Source organism: Rouxiella silvae (assembly GCF_002093625.1).
Lineage (GTDB): Bacteria > Pseudomonadota > Gammaproteobacteria > Enterobacterales > Enterobacteriaceae > Rouxiella > Rouxiella silvae.
In genome coordinates, this window is the sequence record NZ_MRWD01000070.1 from 1 (window position 1) to 11,124 (window position 11,124).

Below are 11,124 nucleotides of genomic sequence, written 5' to 3' on the forward strand. Positions count from 1 at the left end.
GCGTTTCGCAATCCGTGAAGGCGGCCGTACTGTGGGTGCTGGTGTTGTTGCTAAAGTTATCGCTTAATCGCTGATTACTAAATGCAATTTAAAGAGGGTGCTTCGGCACCCTTTTTTATGCCTGTTTTTTAATAAAAGTTGTAATGTAAATTTTTCAAATCATAATTGAAATAAAAACTATTCTCATTTACAGTTAAGTGAATAGGTTAATAATTGAGTTAGTGTATGTACGTGTGTTTGTGTAATGCAGTCACGGACAAAGTGATCCGCAAAGTCATTCGGCAGCATCAGCCACAAACGATGAAACAGCTTCGCCAATTAGTCCCGATTGGTACTGATTGTGGAAAATGCATCAGGCAGGCAAGACAGATCTTGGTTGAGGAGCAAGAGAGCATTACCTATATCATCGAAGTTGCCTGATAAATAGTGGGGTTATTTTTTTGACTCTTTGCTAACTGGTTCTACACTTCATAGAACTAGAGCGGAGGGTATTCCTATGAAAGGCGATACAAAAGTCATTGCGCACCTTAACAAGCTGCTAGGAAATGAGCTCGTTGCCATCAATCAGTATTTTCTTCACGCCAGAATGTTCAAAAACTGGGGTTTGATGCGACTCAACGGCATCGAATACCACGAATCCATTGATGAAATGAAACACGCTGATATTTATATCGAGCGTATCCTGTTCCTGGAAGGCATTCCCAACCTGCAAGATCTCGGCAAGCTTAATATTGGTGAAGACATTGAAGAAATGCTTAAGTCGGATCTGGTTCTTGAGCTGGAAGGCGCCAAAGATTTGCGGGAAGCCATTGCCTACGCTGATTCAATCCATGACTATGTAAGTCGCGATTTAATGATAAAAATCTTGGCCGATGAAGAACATCACATTGACTGGATTGAAACCGAGCTTGACCTTATTGGTCGAGTAGGCCTGCAAAATTACGTTCAAACCCAGATAAAAGAAGAATCGAATAAAGCGGCACATTAGTTCGTGGCCTAAACCGATGAGTTAAAACGTCACGCAGAATATACACCGAGGATCAGCCAGGCTGTTCATTTGCTGGCTGATATAAATTATCCCGCCGGCAGCAGCAAGGAAAGGTCCAAACGGTATTTCTCCTTTGTTTCGATAGAAACAGAATCGCAAAATGAAAACGATTATCCCCGTTATCGAGGCGTAGACTGCCACCCAAGGTAAACATTCCCAGCCCAGCCAGGCACCTAATGCCGCCATAAGTTTAAAATCCCCATAACCCAACCCCTCCTTTTTGATCACTAATTTCACCAGCCAATAAACAGCCCATAAACAAAAATAACCTGCGGCTGCACCGATAACGGAGCTGGCAAGAAATTGTGGTGTAAATAATGCGTGCAGCATCAAACCAACCCACAGCAGAGAAAGAGTAAGGCGGTCGGGTAACTGAAACCGTTCTATGTCGATAACACTCAGTGCCAGTAAGTAACCAACCAGAATCACACAGGTGATAAAGGCATAGCCGTGAACAATACCGAGCTGGTAAAGATCGTTAAACATTTAATATCCCTCAATATCTATAAGGTTACTCCTTTATGAAGCCTTGAGGATAATCTTTGCTAGCGAACAAACAATCCTAAAAAAACGCTATAGGGGATTAGCTTTCAGCTTCGGGCGACGTCTCACAAAATGCGTGCAGCGGCAAAGTGGGGGAGGGGGGCGTGTACGAAATAAACGCACTTTATTGGCTGAAGGGGTTGCTTACTTTGCTGAGTTACGTATAATGCGCGGGCTTACCTAATCTTGGTAAGCCTAATTCGATAAGAATTAGTTGTCGAGCAAAGTAACCGCACGGCAAACAATACTCCCGATATGGGGGTTATGTGAAGAACGATTACACTCTCCCATCAATCGAAATGGGACCGAGTAGTGGTCATTTTACGTTTAAAATAATTGGAGCTCTGGTCTCATGCAGAACCAAAGAATCCGTATCCGCCTGAAAGCGTTTGATCATCGTTTGATTGATCAATCAACTGCGGAAATCGTTGAGACCGCGAAGCGCACTGGTGCGCAAGTTCGTGGTCCAATTCCGCTGCCGACCCGCAAAGAGCGCTTTACTATTCTGATTTCTCCGCACGTCAATAAAGATGCGCGCGATCAGTATGAAATTCGCACTCACAAGCGTCTGGTTGACATCGTTGAGCCAACCGAGAAAACCGTTGATGCTCTGATGCGTCTGGATCTGGCTGCTGGTGTAGACGTGCAGATCAGCCTGGGTTAATCAGGGTCATTGAGCGATTGAGAGGTTGAAACAATGATTGGTTTAGTCGGTAAGAAAGTGGGTATGACTCGCATCTTCACAGAAGATGGTGTTTCTATCCCTGTAACCGTTATCGAAATTGAAGCAAACCGCGTTACTCAGATCAAAGATCTGGAAAACGACGGTTACCGTGCTGTTCAGGTTACTACTGGTAGCAAAAAAGCTAACCGTGTGACCAAACCAGAAGCGGGTCACTTCGCTAAAGCTGGCGTAGAAGCTGGCCGTGGTTTGTGGGAATTCCGCCTTGCAGAAGGTGAAGAGTTCACTGCAGGTCAAGACATTAGCGTTGAAATTTTCGCAGACGTTAAGAAAGTAGACGTTACTGGTACATCTAAAGGTAAAGGTTTCGCGGGTACTGTTAAACGCTGGAACTTCCGTACTCAAGATGCTACACACGGTAACTCCTTGTCTCACCGCGTTCCGGGTTCTATCGGTCAGAACCAGACTCCGGGCAAAGTGTTCAAAGGCAAGAAAATGGCAGGCCAACTGGGTAACGAGCGTGTAACCGTTCAAAGCCTGGACGTAGTACGTGTTGACGCTGAGCGCAACCTGCTGCTGGTCAAGGGTGCTGTTCCGGGTGCTACCGGTGGCAACCTGATCGTTAAACCTGCTGTTAAGGCTTAACGTCGAGGAGATAGGAATGGAATTAGTAGTGAAAGACGCGCAGAGCGCGCTGACTGTTTCCGAAACTACCTTCGGGCGTGATTTCAATGAAGCGCTGGTACACCAGGTTGTTGTTGCTTACGCAGCAGGTGCCCGTCAAGGTACTCGCGCTCAGAAGACCCGTGCTGAAGTAACTGGTTCCGGTAAGAAACCATGGCGTCAGAAAGGTACTGGCCGTGCGCGTGCAGGTTCTGTAAAGAGCCCAATCTGGCGTTCCGGTGGTGTGACCTTTGCTGCAAAGCCACAGGACCACAGTCAAAAAGTAAATAAAAAGATGTACCGCGGCGCGCTGAAAAGCATTCTGTCCGAACTGGTACGTCAAGATCGCCTGATCGTTGTCGAAACGTTCTCTGTAGAAGCGCCTAAAACTAAGCTGCTTGCTCAGAAACTGAAAGACATGGCTCTGGAAGACGTGCTGATTATTACCGGCGAAGTCGACGAGAATCTGTTCCTGGCCGCACGTAACCTGTACAAGGTTGACGTTCGTGATGTAGCAGGTATCGATCCAGTAAGCCTGATCGCCTTCGACAAAGTCGTTATGACTGCTGACGCAGTTAAGCAAGTTGAGGAGATGCTGGCATGATTCGTGAAGAACGTCTGCTGAAAGTGCTGCGCGCGCCGCACGTTTCTGAAAAAGCATCCGCCGCGATGGAAAAGAACAACACCATCGTACTCAAAGTTGCCCTCGACGCGACTAAAGCAGAAATCAAAGCTGCGGTTAAGAAACTGTTTGAAGTCGAAGTCGAAGACGTTAATACCTTGTTGGTTAAAGGTAAGTCTAAGCGTCAGGGTCAGCGTGTTGGTCGTCGTAGCGACTGGAAAAAAGCTTACGTCACCCTGAAAGAAGGCCAGAACTTGGACTTCATCAGCGGCGCAGAGTAAGTCGGAGGAGTAAGCACAATGGCAATTGTTAAATGTAAACCTACATCTCCGGGCCGTCGCCACGTTGTTAAAGTGGTTAACCCTGAGCTGCACAAGGGTAAACCTTTTGCCCCGCTGCTTGAGAAATTAAGCAAAAGCGGTGGCCGTAACAACAATGGCCGTATCACCACCCGTCATATCGGTGGTGGCCACAAGCAACATTATCGTCTGGTTGACTTCAAACGCAACAAAGACGGTGTCGCTGCAGTGGTTGAGCGTCTGGAGTACGATCCGAACCGTTCCGCGAACATCGCGCTGGTTCTGTACAAAGACGGCGAACGCCGTTATATCCTGGCGCCAAAAGGCCTGAAAGTGGGTGACCAGATCCAATCTGGCGTTGATGCTGCAATCAAAGTGGGTAACACCCTTCCGATGCGCAACATCCCAGTTGGTTCAACGGTTCATAACGTAGAAATGAAACCAGGTAAAGGCGGCCAGCTGGCTCGCTCTGCTGGTGCCTACGTTCAGATCGTTGCTCGTGATGGTTCCTACGTAACTCTGCGTCTGCGCTCTGGCGAAATGCGTAAAGTTCAGATCGACTGCCGCGCCACCATGGGTGAAGTTGGTAACTCTGAACATATGCTTCGCGTTCTGGGTAAAGCAGGTGCTGCACGTTGGCGTGGTATTCGTCCTACCGTTCGCGGTACTGCGATGAACCCAGTCGATCACCCACACGGTGGTGGTGAGGGTAAAAACTTTGGTAAACACCCAGTAACACCATGGGGCGTTCAGACCAAAGGTAAGAAAACCCGTAGCAACAAGCGTACTGACAAGTTCATCGTACGCCGCCGTAGTAAAAAATAATTAGAGGATAAGCCATGCCACGTTCTCTCAAGAAAGGTCCTTTTATTGACCTGCACTTGCTGAAGAAGGTAGAGAAAGCGGTGGAAAGCGGAGACAAGAAGCCTTTGCGCACTTGGTCCCGTCGTTCAACGATCTTTCCTAACATGATCGGTTTGACCATCGCTGTCCATAATGGTCGTCAGCACGTACCAGTATTTGTTTCCGATGAAATGGTCGGTCACAAACTGGGTGAATTCGCGCCGACTCGTACTTATCGCGGCCATGCGGCTGATAAAAAAGCTAAAAAGCGCTAAGGTAGGAGGAAGAGATGGAAACTATAGCTAAACATCGCCACGCTCGTTCTTCTGCTCAGAAGGTCCGCCTTGTTGCAGACCTGATCCGCGGTAAGAAAGTGTCGCAAGCTCTGGAAACTCTGGCCTACACCAACAAGAAAGCTGCTGGTCTGGTTAAGAAGGTACTGGAGTCTGCCATTGCTAACGCAGAACACAACGATGGCGCTGACATCGATGATCTGAAAGTCACGAAGATTTTCGTGGACGAAGGCCCAAGCATGAAGCGCATTATGCCGCGTGCTAAAGGTCGTGCAGATCGCATTCTGAAGCGCACCAGCCACATTACTGTGGTTGTGTCCGATCGCTGAGACTCTGGAGACTAGCAATGGGTCAGAAAGTACATCCTAATGGTATTCGCCTAGGTATTGTCAAACCTTGGAATTCTACCTGGTATGCAAATACCAAAGAATTCGCTGACAACCTGGACAGCGACTTTAAAGTTCGTCAGTTCTTGACTAAAGAATTGTCGAAAGCTTCCGTTTCTCGCATCGTTATCGAGCGTCCAGCGAAGAGCATCCGTGTGACTATTCACACCGCTCGTCCTGGCATCGTTATCGGCAAGAAAGGTGAAGATGTCGAAAAACTGCGTAAGGTCGTAGCGGGTATCGCTGGCGTTCCTGCACAGATTAACATCGCCGAAATCCGTAAACCGGAACTTGACGCAAAATTGGTTGCTGACAGCATCACTTCACAGTTGGAACGTCGCGTTATGTTCCGTCGTGCTATGAAGCGTGCTGTACAGAACGCAATGCGTCTTGGCGCTAAAGGTATCAAAGTTGAAGTAAGCGGCCGCCTTGGCGGTGCTGAAATCGCGCGTACCGAATGGTACCGTGAAGGTCGTGTTCCACTGCATACTCTGCGTGCGGATATCGATTACAACACATCTGAAGCGCACACCACTTATGGTGTAATCGGCGTTAAGGTATGGATCTTCAAAGGTGAGATCCTGGGTGGTATGGCTGCAGTTGAACAACCGGAACCGGCTGCTCAACCTAAAAAGCAGCAGCGTAAAGGCCGCAAGTAAGGAGAGTCGCTGATGTTACAACCAAAGCGTACAAAATTCCGTAAGGTGCACAAAGGCCGCAACCGTGGTCTTGCGCAAGGTACGGATGTGAGCTTCGGCACTTACGGTCTGAAAGCTGTTGGCCGTGGTCGCCTGACTGCTCGTCAAATTGAAGCAGCACGTCGTGCGATGACCCGTGCAGTTAAGCGTCAAGGTAAGATCTGGATCCGTGTATTCCCGGACAAACCGATCACCGAGAAGCCACTTGAAGTTCGTATGGGTAAAGGTAAGGGTAACGTTGAGTATTGGGTTGCCCTGATCCAGCCTGGTAAAGTCCTGTACGAAATGGACGGTGTGCCTGAAGAGCTGGCGCGTGAAGCATTCCAGCTTGCAGCAGCGAAACTGCCTATTAAAACCACCTTTGTAACTAAGACGGTGATGTAATGAAAGCAAAAGAGCTGCGTGAAAAAAGCGTGGAAGAGCTGAACGTTGAGCTTCTGAACCTGTTGCGTGAGCAGTTTAACCTGCGCATGCAAACGGCCAGCGGCCAGCTGCAGCAAACACACACGTTGAAGCAAGTGCGTCGTGATGTTGCACGTGTGAAGACTTTACTGACTGAGAAGGCGGGCGCGTAATGAGTGACAAGATCCGTACTCTGCAAGGTCGTGTGATCAGTGACAAGATGGAAAAATCTATCGTTGTTGCGATTGAGCGTTTCGTGAAGCACCCAATCTACGGTAAATTCATCAAGCGTACGACTAAGCTGCACGTACATGACGAGAACAACGAATGCGGTATCGGCGACGTCGTTGAAATTAGCGAATGCCGTCCGCTGTCAAAGACTAAGTCTTGGACACTGGTTCGCGTTGTAGAGAAAGCAATTCTGTAATAGAATCGCGCTCTCGAAAATGAATAAGCGGCTCATGGAGACCTGGGCCGTTTATTTTTTCTACCCATAATGAAGAAGCAGTGTTATAATGCTGCGCCCTCATTTGTGGGGATTTCTATATGGCCTATTGTTAGGTCTTATAAGTTGTAGTTGACATTAGCGGAGCACTAACATGATCCAAGAACAGACTATGCTGACCGTGGCCGACAACTCCGGTGCACGTCGCGTAATGTGTATCAAGGTTCTGGGTGGCTCGCACCGTCGCTACGCAGGCGTTGGCGATATCATCAAAATTACCATCAAGGAAGCAATTCCACGTGGTAAGGTGAAAAAAGGCGACGTGCTGAAGGCGGTAGTGGTGCGCACCAAGAAGGGTGTTCGTCGCCCGGACGGTTCTGTCATTCGCTTCGATGGCAATGCATGCGTTATTTTAAATAATAACAGCGAGCAGCCAATCGGCACGCGTATTTTTGGGCCGGTAACTCGTGAACTGCGTAATGAGAAGTTCATGAAAATTATCTCTCTGGCACCAGAAGTACTCTAAGGAGCGAAACCATGGCAGCGAAAATCCGTCGTGATGACGAAGTTATCCTGCTTACCGGCAAAGATAAAGGTAAGCGTGGTAAAGTAAAAAATGTCCTGTCTTCTGGCAAGGTCATTGTTGAAGGTATCAACCTGGTTAAGAAACATCAGAAGCCTCAACCGGCTCTGAACCAACCAGGCGGCATCGTTGAAAAAGAAGCTGCTGTTCAAGTTTCTAACGTTGCTCTCTTCAACACGGCAACCGGCAAGGCGGACCGTGTAGGCTTTAGATTCGAAGACGGCAAAAAAGTCCGTTTCTTCAAGTCTAACAGCGTAACTATCAAGTAATTTGGAGTAGTACGATGGCGAAACTGCATGATTACTACAAAGACGATGTCGTAAAGAAACTCATGTCTGAGTTTAATTACAATTCTGTCATGCAAGTCCCTCGGGTCGAGAAGATCACCCTGAACATGGGTGTTGGTGAAGCGATCGCTGATAAGAAACTGCTGGATAACGCAGCAGCTGACTTAGCAGCAATCTCCGGTCAAAAGCCGTTCATCACCAAAGCACGCAAATCAGTTGCAGGCTTCAAAATCCGTCAGGGCTATCCGATCGGCTGTAAAGTAACCCTGCGTGGCGAACGCATGTGGGAATTCTTTGAGCGTCTGATCTCTATTGCTGTACCACGTATCCGTGACTTCCGTGGCTTGTCCGCTAAGTCATTCGACGGCCGTGGTAACTACAGCATGGGCGTGCGTGAACAGATCATCTTCCCGGAAATCGACTATGACAAAGTCGATCGCGTTCGTGGTTTGGATATTACCATCACCACTACTGCGAAATCCGATGATGAAGGCCGCGCTCTGCTGGCTGCCTTTAACTTCCCGTTCCGTAAGTAAGGTAAGGGTTACTAATGGCTAAGCAATCCATGAAAGCACGCGAAGTCAAGCGCGTGAAATTAGCTGACAAATTCTTCGCTAAACGCGTTGAACTGAAAGCGACAATCTCTAACGTGAACGCTTCCGACGAAGAACGTTGGGATGCCGTTCTTAAGCTGCAGACTCTGCCGCGTGATTCCAGCCCGTCTCGTCAGCGTAATCGCTGCCGTCAAACTGGTCGTCCGCACGCTTTCTTGCGGAAGTTCGGGTTGAGCCGTATTAAAGTCCGTGAAGCCGCCATGCGCGGTGAAATTCCGGGCCTTAAAAAGGCTAGCTGGTAATTGTCACCAATTGAATCACGGGAGTAATGACAGATGAGCATGCAAGATCCGATCGCGGATATGCTGACCCGTATCCGTAACGGTCAGGCCGCGAACAAAGTTGCGGTCACCATGCCTTCCTCTAAGCTGAAACTGGCAATTGCCAACGTGCTTAAAGAAGAAGGCTACATTGAAGAATTTAAAATCGAAGGCGACGCCAAACCTGAACTGGAATTAGTACTGAAGTACTTCCAGGGCAAGGCAGTGGTAGAGAGCATTCAACGAATCAGCCGTCCTGGCCTGCGCATCTACAAGAAAAAAGATGAGCTGCCAAAGGTTATGGCCGGTTTGGGTATCGCTGTTATTTCTACCTCTAAAGGTGTTATGACTGATCGTGCAGCTCGCCAGGCTGGTCTTGGTGGCGAGATTATCTGCTACGTAGCTTAATCGGGAGGAAAGCATGTCTCGTGTTGCAAAAGCACCCGTCGTCATTCCTGCCGGCGTAGAGGTAAAACTCAACGGTCAGGTAATTTCGGTAAAGGGTAAAAACGGCGAGCTGTCACGTACTATCCATGACGCCGTTGAAGTTAAACAGGAAGAAAACGCACTGACTTTCGCTCCGCGCGAAGGTTTTGCAAACGCATGGGCCCAAGCGGGTACCACTCGTGCACTGTTAAACGCAATGGTTGTAGGTGTTACCGACGGCTTCACTAAAAAGCTTCAATTGGTTGGTGTTGGTTATCGTGCTGCCATCAAAGGCAACGCGGTGAGTTTGGCCCTGGGCTTCTCTCACCCTGTCGAGCACCAACTGCCGGAAGGCATTACTGCAGAATGTCCAAGTCAAACTGAAATCGTGCTGAAAGGCGCCGATAAGCAGATGATTGGTCAAGTTGCTGCAGATATACGTGCCTACCGTCGTCCTGAGCCTTATAAAGGCAAGGGTGTCCGTTACGCCGACGAAGTCGTGCGTACCAAAGAGGCTAAGAAGAAGTAAGGTAACACTATGGATAAGAAATCTGCTCGTATCCGTCGTGCGACCCGCGCACGCCGCAAGCTCAAAGAATTGGGTGCGACACGTCTGGTGGTACATCGTACCCCGCGTCATATTTACGCACAGGTGATTGCACCTAACGGTTCTGAAGTATTAGTTGCTGCTTCTACAGTAGAAAAAACTATTACTGAGCAATTGAAGTATACCGGTAACAAAGATGCCGCAACTGCTGTAGGTAAAGCTATTGCTGAACGCGCATTGGAAAAAGGGATTTCGAAAGTATCCTTTGACCGTTCTGGTTTCCAATATCATGGTCGAGTCCAGGCACTGGCAGATGCTGCCCGTGAAGCTGGCCTTCAGTTCTAAGGTAGAGGTGTAAGATGTCACACATCGAAAAACAAGCTGGCGAACTGCAGGAAAAGCTGATCGCGGTAAACCGCGTATCTAAAACCGTAAAAGGTGGCCGTATTTTCAGCTTTACCGCACTGACAGTAGTTGGTGATGGTAACGGTCGCGTTGGTTTTGGCTACGGCAAAGCACGCGAAGTTCCGGCAGCGATCCAGAAAGCGATGGAGAAAGCCCGTCGCAATATGTTAAATGTCGCGCTGAACAGCGGCACCCTGCAGCACCCTGTTAAAGGTGCTCATACGGGTTCCCGTGTGTTCATGCAGCCGGCTTCAGAAGGTACCGGTATTATCGCCGGTGGTGCAATGCGCGCTGTCCTGGAAGTCGCAGGGGTACACAACGTATTAGCCAAAGCTTATGGTTCTACTAACCCGATTAACGTGGTTCGTGCAACTATCGCAGCTCTGGAAGATATGAAGTCCCCAGAAATGGTCGCTGCCAAGCGTGGTAAGTCCGTCGAAGAAATTCTAGGGAAATAACCATGGCAAAGACTATTAAAGTAACTCAAACAAAAAGCAGCATCGGTCGTTTGCCGAAACACAAGCAAACTTTGACTGGTTTAGGTCTGCGTCGTATTGGTCACACTGTAGAACGTGAGGATACTCCTTCTGTTCGCGGCATGATCAATCTGGTTTCCTACATGGTTAAGGTTGAGGAGTAAGAGATGCGTTTAAATACTCTGTCTCCGGCTGACGGTGCCAAGCAGGCGCCAAGGCGTGTAGGTCGTGGTATTGGTTCTGGCCTGGGTAAAACCGGCGGCCGTGGTCACAAAGGTCAGAACTCACGTTCTGGCGGTGGCGTACGTCGCGGGTTTGAAGGTGGTCAGATGCCTTTATATCGTCGTTTGCCGAAATTCGGCTTCACCTCTCGCAAAGCTATGATCACGGCAGAAGTTCGTCTGTCTGAACTGGCTCTTGTTGAAGGCGACGTAATCGACCTGAACACGCTGAAAGCCGCTAACGTAATTGGTATCCAGATCGAGTTCGCGAAAGTAATCCTTTCAGGCGAAGTTACTCGTCCGGTAACCGTACGTGGTCTGCGTGTCACCAAAGGCGCTCGTGTTGCTATCGAAGCTGCTGGCGGTAAAATAGAGGAATAA

The 11,124-nt window shown here is 48.7% G+C and carries 25 protein-coding genes; 24 read left to right on the forward strand and 1 reads right to left on the reverse strand.

Translation table 11 applies throughout. The features are described from left to right. The 3 genes from BS639_RS25325 to bfr form a co-directional block, all read left to right on the forward strand. Positions 1-67, forward strand: a 67-nt coding sequence (locus BS639_RS25325) for an EF-Tu C-terminal domain-related protein (protein ID WP_130634147.1), incomplete at its 5' end; no start/stop codon positions are given. A gap of 158 nt (positions 68-225) precedes the next feature. Further along, complete coding sequence (bfd, locus tag BS639_RS21490; protein ID WP_084984291.1) at positions 226-420, forward strand: bacterioferritin-associated ferredoxin; 195 nt, start codon at positions 226-228, stop codon at positions 418-420. Between the two features lie 76 nt (positions 421-496). Continuing rightward, on the forward strand, positions 497-988 hold the full coding sequence (gene bfr, locus BS639_RS21495) for a bacterioferritin (RefSeq protein WP_055774057.1): 492 nt from the start codon (positions 497-499) through the stop codon (positions 986-988). Between the two features lie 21 nt (positions 989-1,009). On the opposite strand, the gene BS639_RS21500 is transcribed toward bfr, so the two are convergent. Further along, positions 1,010-1,534, reverse strand: a complete 525-nt coding sequence (locus BS639_RS21500; protein ID WP_084984292.1) for a prepilin peptidase — start codon at positions 1,532-1,534, stop codon at positions 1,010-1,012. 409 nt (positions 1,535-1,943) lie between these two features. On the opposite strand from BS639_RS21500, the gene rpsJ reads away from it, so the two are divergent. From rpsJ to rplO, 21 genes are all read left to right on the forward strand, one after another. Beyond that, positions 1,944-2,255: a 30S ribosomal protein S10 gene (gene rpsJ / locus BS639_RS21505; protein WP_009639175.1), complete on the forward strand. Its 312-nt coding sequence runs from the start codon at positions 1,944-1,946 to the stop codon at positions 2,253-2,255. Between the two features lie 33 nt (positions 2,256-2,288). Further along, a complete protein-coding gene (gene rplC / locus BS639_RS21510) occupies positions 2,289-2,918 on the forward strand; it encodes a 50S ribosomal protein L3 (protein ID WP_017493963.1) in 630 nt (209 codons plus the stop codon). Between the two features lie 16 nt (positions 2,919-2,934). Then, a complete protein-coding gene (gene rplD, locus BS639_RS21515; protein WP_055774053.1) occupies positions 2,935-3,540 on the forward strand; it encodes a 50S ribosomal protein L4 in 606 nt (201 codons plus the stop codon). Beyond that, positions 3,537-3,839 (forward strand): 50S ribosomal protein L23, encoded by a 303-nt coding sequence (rplW, locus tag BS639_RS21520; protein ID WP_045049847.1) that lies wholly within the window; start codon positions 3,537-3,539, stop codon positions 3,837-3,839. The genes rplD and rplW overlap by 4 nt, the downstream gene beginning before the upstream one ends. A gap of 18 nt (positions 3,840-3,857) precedes the next feature. Beyond that, positions 3,858-4,682 carry a 50S ribosomal protein L2 gene (gene rplB / locus BS639_RS21525; RefSeq protein WP_009639180.1) on the forward strand — a complete coding sequence of 275 codons (825 nt, stop codon included), beginning with the start codon at positions 3,858-3,860 and terminating at the stop codon, positions 4,680-4,682. Between the two features lie 14 nt (positions 4,683-4,696). Then, the gene (gene rpsS / locus BS639_RS21530) at positions 4,697-4,975 is read left to right on the forward strand and encodes a 30S ribosomal protein S19 (protein ID WP_004929772.1); all 279 of its coding nucleotides are present in this window, start codon (positions 4,697-4,699) and stop codon (positions 4,973-4,975) included. Positions 4,976-4,989: 14 nt separating this feature from the next. Next, the gene (gene rplV / locus BS639_RS21535; RefSeq protein WP_004391423.1) at positions 4,990-5,322 is read left to right on the forward strand and encodes a 50S ribosomal protein L22; all 333 of its coding nucleotides are present in this window, start codon (positions 4,990-4,992) and stop codon (positions 5,320-5,322) included. 17 nt (positions 5,323-5,339) lie between these two features. Next, positions 5,340-6,038, forward strand: coding sequence for a 30S ribosomal protein S3 (rpsC, locus tag BS639_RS21540; RefSeq protein ID WP_045049850.1), 699 nt, complete (start codon positions 5,340-5,342; stop codon positions 6,036-6,038). 12 nt (positions 6,039-6,050) lie between these two features. Further along, entirely contained in the window at positions 6,051-6,461 is a 411-nt protein-coding gene (gene rplP / locus BS639_RS21545) for a 50S ribosomal protein L16 (protein WP_009639183.1), read from the forward strand. After that, positions 6,461-6,652, forward strand: coding sequence for a 50S ribosomal protein L29 (gene rpmC / locus BS639_RS21550; RefSeq protein WP_009639184.1), 192 nt, complete (start codon positions 6,461-6,463; stop codon positions 6,650-6,652). Before rplP ends, rpmC begins: the two co-directional genes overlap by 1 nt. Next, a complete protein-coding gene (gene rpsQ, locus BS639_RS21555; RefSeq protein ID WP_009639185.1) occupies positions 6,652-6,906 on the forward strand; it encodes a 30S ribosomal protein S17 in 255 nt (84 codons plus the stop codon). Before rpmC ends, rpsQ begins: the two co-directional genes overlap by 1 nt. Positions 6,907-7,078: 172 nt before the next feature. After that, the gene (gene rplN / locus BS639_RS21560) at positions 7,079-7,450 is read left to right on the forward strand and encodes a 50S ribosomal protein L14 (RefSeq protein WP_008457164.1); all 372 of its coding nucleotides are present in this window, start codon (positions 7,079-7,081) and stop codon (positions 7,448-7,450) included. Positions 7,451-7,461: 11 nt separating this feature from the next. Continuing rightward, positions 7,462-7,776, forward strand: a complete 315-nt coding sequence (rplX, locus tag BS639_RS21565; protein WP_055774051.1) for a 50S ribosomal protein L24 — start codon at positions 7,462-7,464, stop codon at positions 7,774-7,776. A gap of 14 nt (positions 7,777-7,790) precedes the next feature. Next, complete coding sequence (gene rplE / locus BS639_RS21570) at positions 7,791-8,330, forward strand: 50S ribosomal protein L5 (RefSeq protein WP_017493969.1); 540 nt, start codon at positions 7,791-7,793, stop codon at positions 8,328-8,330. A 14-nt stretch (positions 8,331-8,344) separates the two neighbouring features. After that, positions 8,345-8,650 carry a 30S ribosomal protein S14 gene (rpsN, locus tag BS639_RS21575; protein ID WP_055774049.1) on the forward strand — a complete coding sequence of 102 codons (306 nt, stop codon included), beginning with the start codon at positions 8,345-8,347 and terminating at the stop codon, positions 8,648-8,650. A gap of 33 nt (positions 8,651-8,683) precedes the next feature. Then, the gene (gene rpsH / locus BS639_RS21580) at positions 8,684-9,076 is read left to right on the forward strand and encodes a 30S ribosomal protein S8 (RefSeq protein WP_009639189.1); all 393 of its coding nucleotides are present in this window, start codon (positions 8,684-8,686) and stop codon (positions 9,074-9,076) included. A gap of 13 nt (positions 9,077-9,089) precedes the next feature. Then, positions 9,090-9,623 carry a 50S ribosomal protein L6 gene (rplF, locus tag BS639_RS21585; protein WP_055774047.1) on the forward strand — a complete coding sequence of 178 codons (534 nt, stop codon included), beginning with the start codon at positions 9,090-9,092 and terminating at the stop codon, positions 9,621-9,623. A 9-nt stretch (positions 9,624-9,632) separates the two neighbouring features. Continuing rightward, positions 9,633-9,986, forward strand: a complete 354-nt coding sequence (rplR, locus tag BS639_RS21590; protein WP_009639191.1) for a 50S ribosomal protein L18 — start codon at positions 9,633-9,635, stop codon at positions 9,984-9,986. A gap of 14 nt (positions 9,987-10,000) precedes the next feature. After that, complete coding sequence (rpsE, locus tag BS639_RS21595; RefSeq protein WP_009639192.1) at positions 10,001-10,504, forward strand: 30S ribosomal protein S5; 504 nt, start codon at positions 10,001-10,003, stop codon at positions 10,502-10,504. Between the two features lie 2 nt (positions 10,505-10,506). Beyond that, complete coding sequence (gene rpmD / locus BS639_RS21600) at positions 10,507-10,686, forward strand: 50S ribosomal protein L30 (RefSeq protein ID WP_009639193.1); 180 nt, start codon at positions 10,507-10,509, stop codon at positions 10,684-10,686. Positions 10,687-10,689: 3 nt separating this feature from the next. Then, positions 10,690-11,124, forward strand: coding sequence for a 50S ribosomal protein L15 (gene rplO, locus BS639_RS21605; protein ID WP_055774045.1), 435 nt, complete (start codon positions 10,690-10,692; stop codon positions 11,122-11,124).

Coding starts and splice junctions, on each gene's coding strand:
- rplN (WP_008457164.1), top strand. CDS start 7,079: ATGATCCAAGAACAGACTATGCTGACCGTGGCCGACAACTCCGGTGCA.
- rpsN (WP_055774049.1), top strand. CDS start 8,345: ATGGCTAAGCAATCCATGAAAGCACGCGAAGTCAAGCGCGTGAAATTA.
- rpsQ (WP_009639185.1), top strand. CDS start 6,652: ATGAGTGACAAGATCCGTACTCTGCAAGGTCGTGTGATCAGTGACAAG.
- rplC (WP_017493963.1), top strand. CDS start 2,289: ATGATTGGTTTAGTCGGTAAGAAAGTGGGTATGACTCGCATCTTCACA.
- rpsE (WP_009639192.1), top strand. CDS start 10,001: ATGTCACACATCGAAAAACAAGCTGGCGAACTGCAGGAAAAGCTGATC.
- rplF (WP_055774047.1), top strand. CDS start 9,090: ATGTCTCGTGTTGCAAAAGCACCCGTCGTCATTCCTGCCGGCGTAGAG.
- rplE (WP_017493969.1), top strand. CDS start 7,791: ATGGCGAAACTGCATGATTACTACAAAGACGATGTCGTAAAGAAACTC.
- bfd (WP_084984291.1), top strand. CDS start 226: ATGTACGTGTGTTTGTGTAATGCAGTCACGGACAAAGTGATCCGCAAA.
- rpsH (WP_009639189.1), top strand. CDS start 8,684: ATGAGCATGCAAGATCCGATCGCGGATATGCTGACCCGTATCCGTAAC.
- rplP (WP_009639183.1), top strand. CDS start 6,051: ATGTTACAACCAAAGCGTACAAAATTCCGTAAGGTGCACAAAGGCCGC.
- bfr (WP_055774057.1), top strand. CDS start 497: ATGAAAGGCGATACAAAAGTCATTGCGCACCTTAACAAGCTGCTAGGA.
- rplB (WP_009639180.1), top strand. CDS start 3,858: ATGGCAATTGTTAAATGTAAACCTACATCTCCGGGCCGTCGCCACGTT.
- rpmD (WP_009639193.1), top strand. CDS start 10,507: ATGGCAAAGACTATTAAAGTAACTCAAACAAAAAGCAGCATCGGTCGT.
- rpsS (WP_004929772.1), top strand. CDS start 4,697: ATGCCACGTTCTCTCAAGAAAGGTCCTTTTATTGACCTGCACTTGCTG.
- rplX (WP_055774051.1), top strand. CDS start 7,462: ATGGCAGCGAAAATCCGTCGTGATGACGAAGTTATCCTGCTTACCGGC.
- rplV (WP_004391423.1), top strand. CDS start 4,990: ATGGAAACTATAGCTAAACATCGCCACGCTCGTTCTTCTGCTCAGAAG.
- rpsJ (WP_009639175.1), top strand. CDS start 1,944: ATGCAGAACCAAAGAATCCGTATCCGCCTGAAAGCGTTTGATCATCGT.
- rpmC (WP_009639184.1), top strand. CDS start 6,461: ATGAAAGCAAAAGAGCTGCGTGAAAAAAGCGTGGAAGAGCTGAACGTT.
- rplR (WP_009639191.1), top strand. CDS start 9,633: ATGGATAAGAAATCTGCTCGTATCCGTCGTGCGACCCGCGCACGCCGC.
- rplD (WP_055774053.1), top strand. CDS start 2,935: ATGGAATTAGTAGTGAAAGACGCGCAGAGCGCGCTGACTGTTTCCGAA.
- BS639_RS21500 (WP_084984292.1), bottom strand. CDS start 1,534: ATGTTTAACGATCTTTACCAGCTCGGTATTGTTCACGGCTATGCCTTT.
- rplW (WP_045049847.1), top strand. CDS start 3,537: ATGATTCGTGAAGAACGTCTGCTGAAAGTGCTGCGCGCGCCGCACGTT.
- rpsC (WP_045049850.1), top strand. CDS start 5,340: ATGGGTCAGAAAGTACATCCTAATGGTATTCGCCTAGGTATTGTCAAA.
- rplO (WP_055774045.1), top strand. CDS start 10,690: ATGCGTTTAAATACTCTGTCTCCGGCTGACGGTGCCAAGCAGGCGCCA.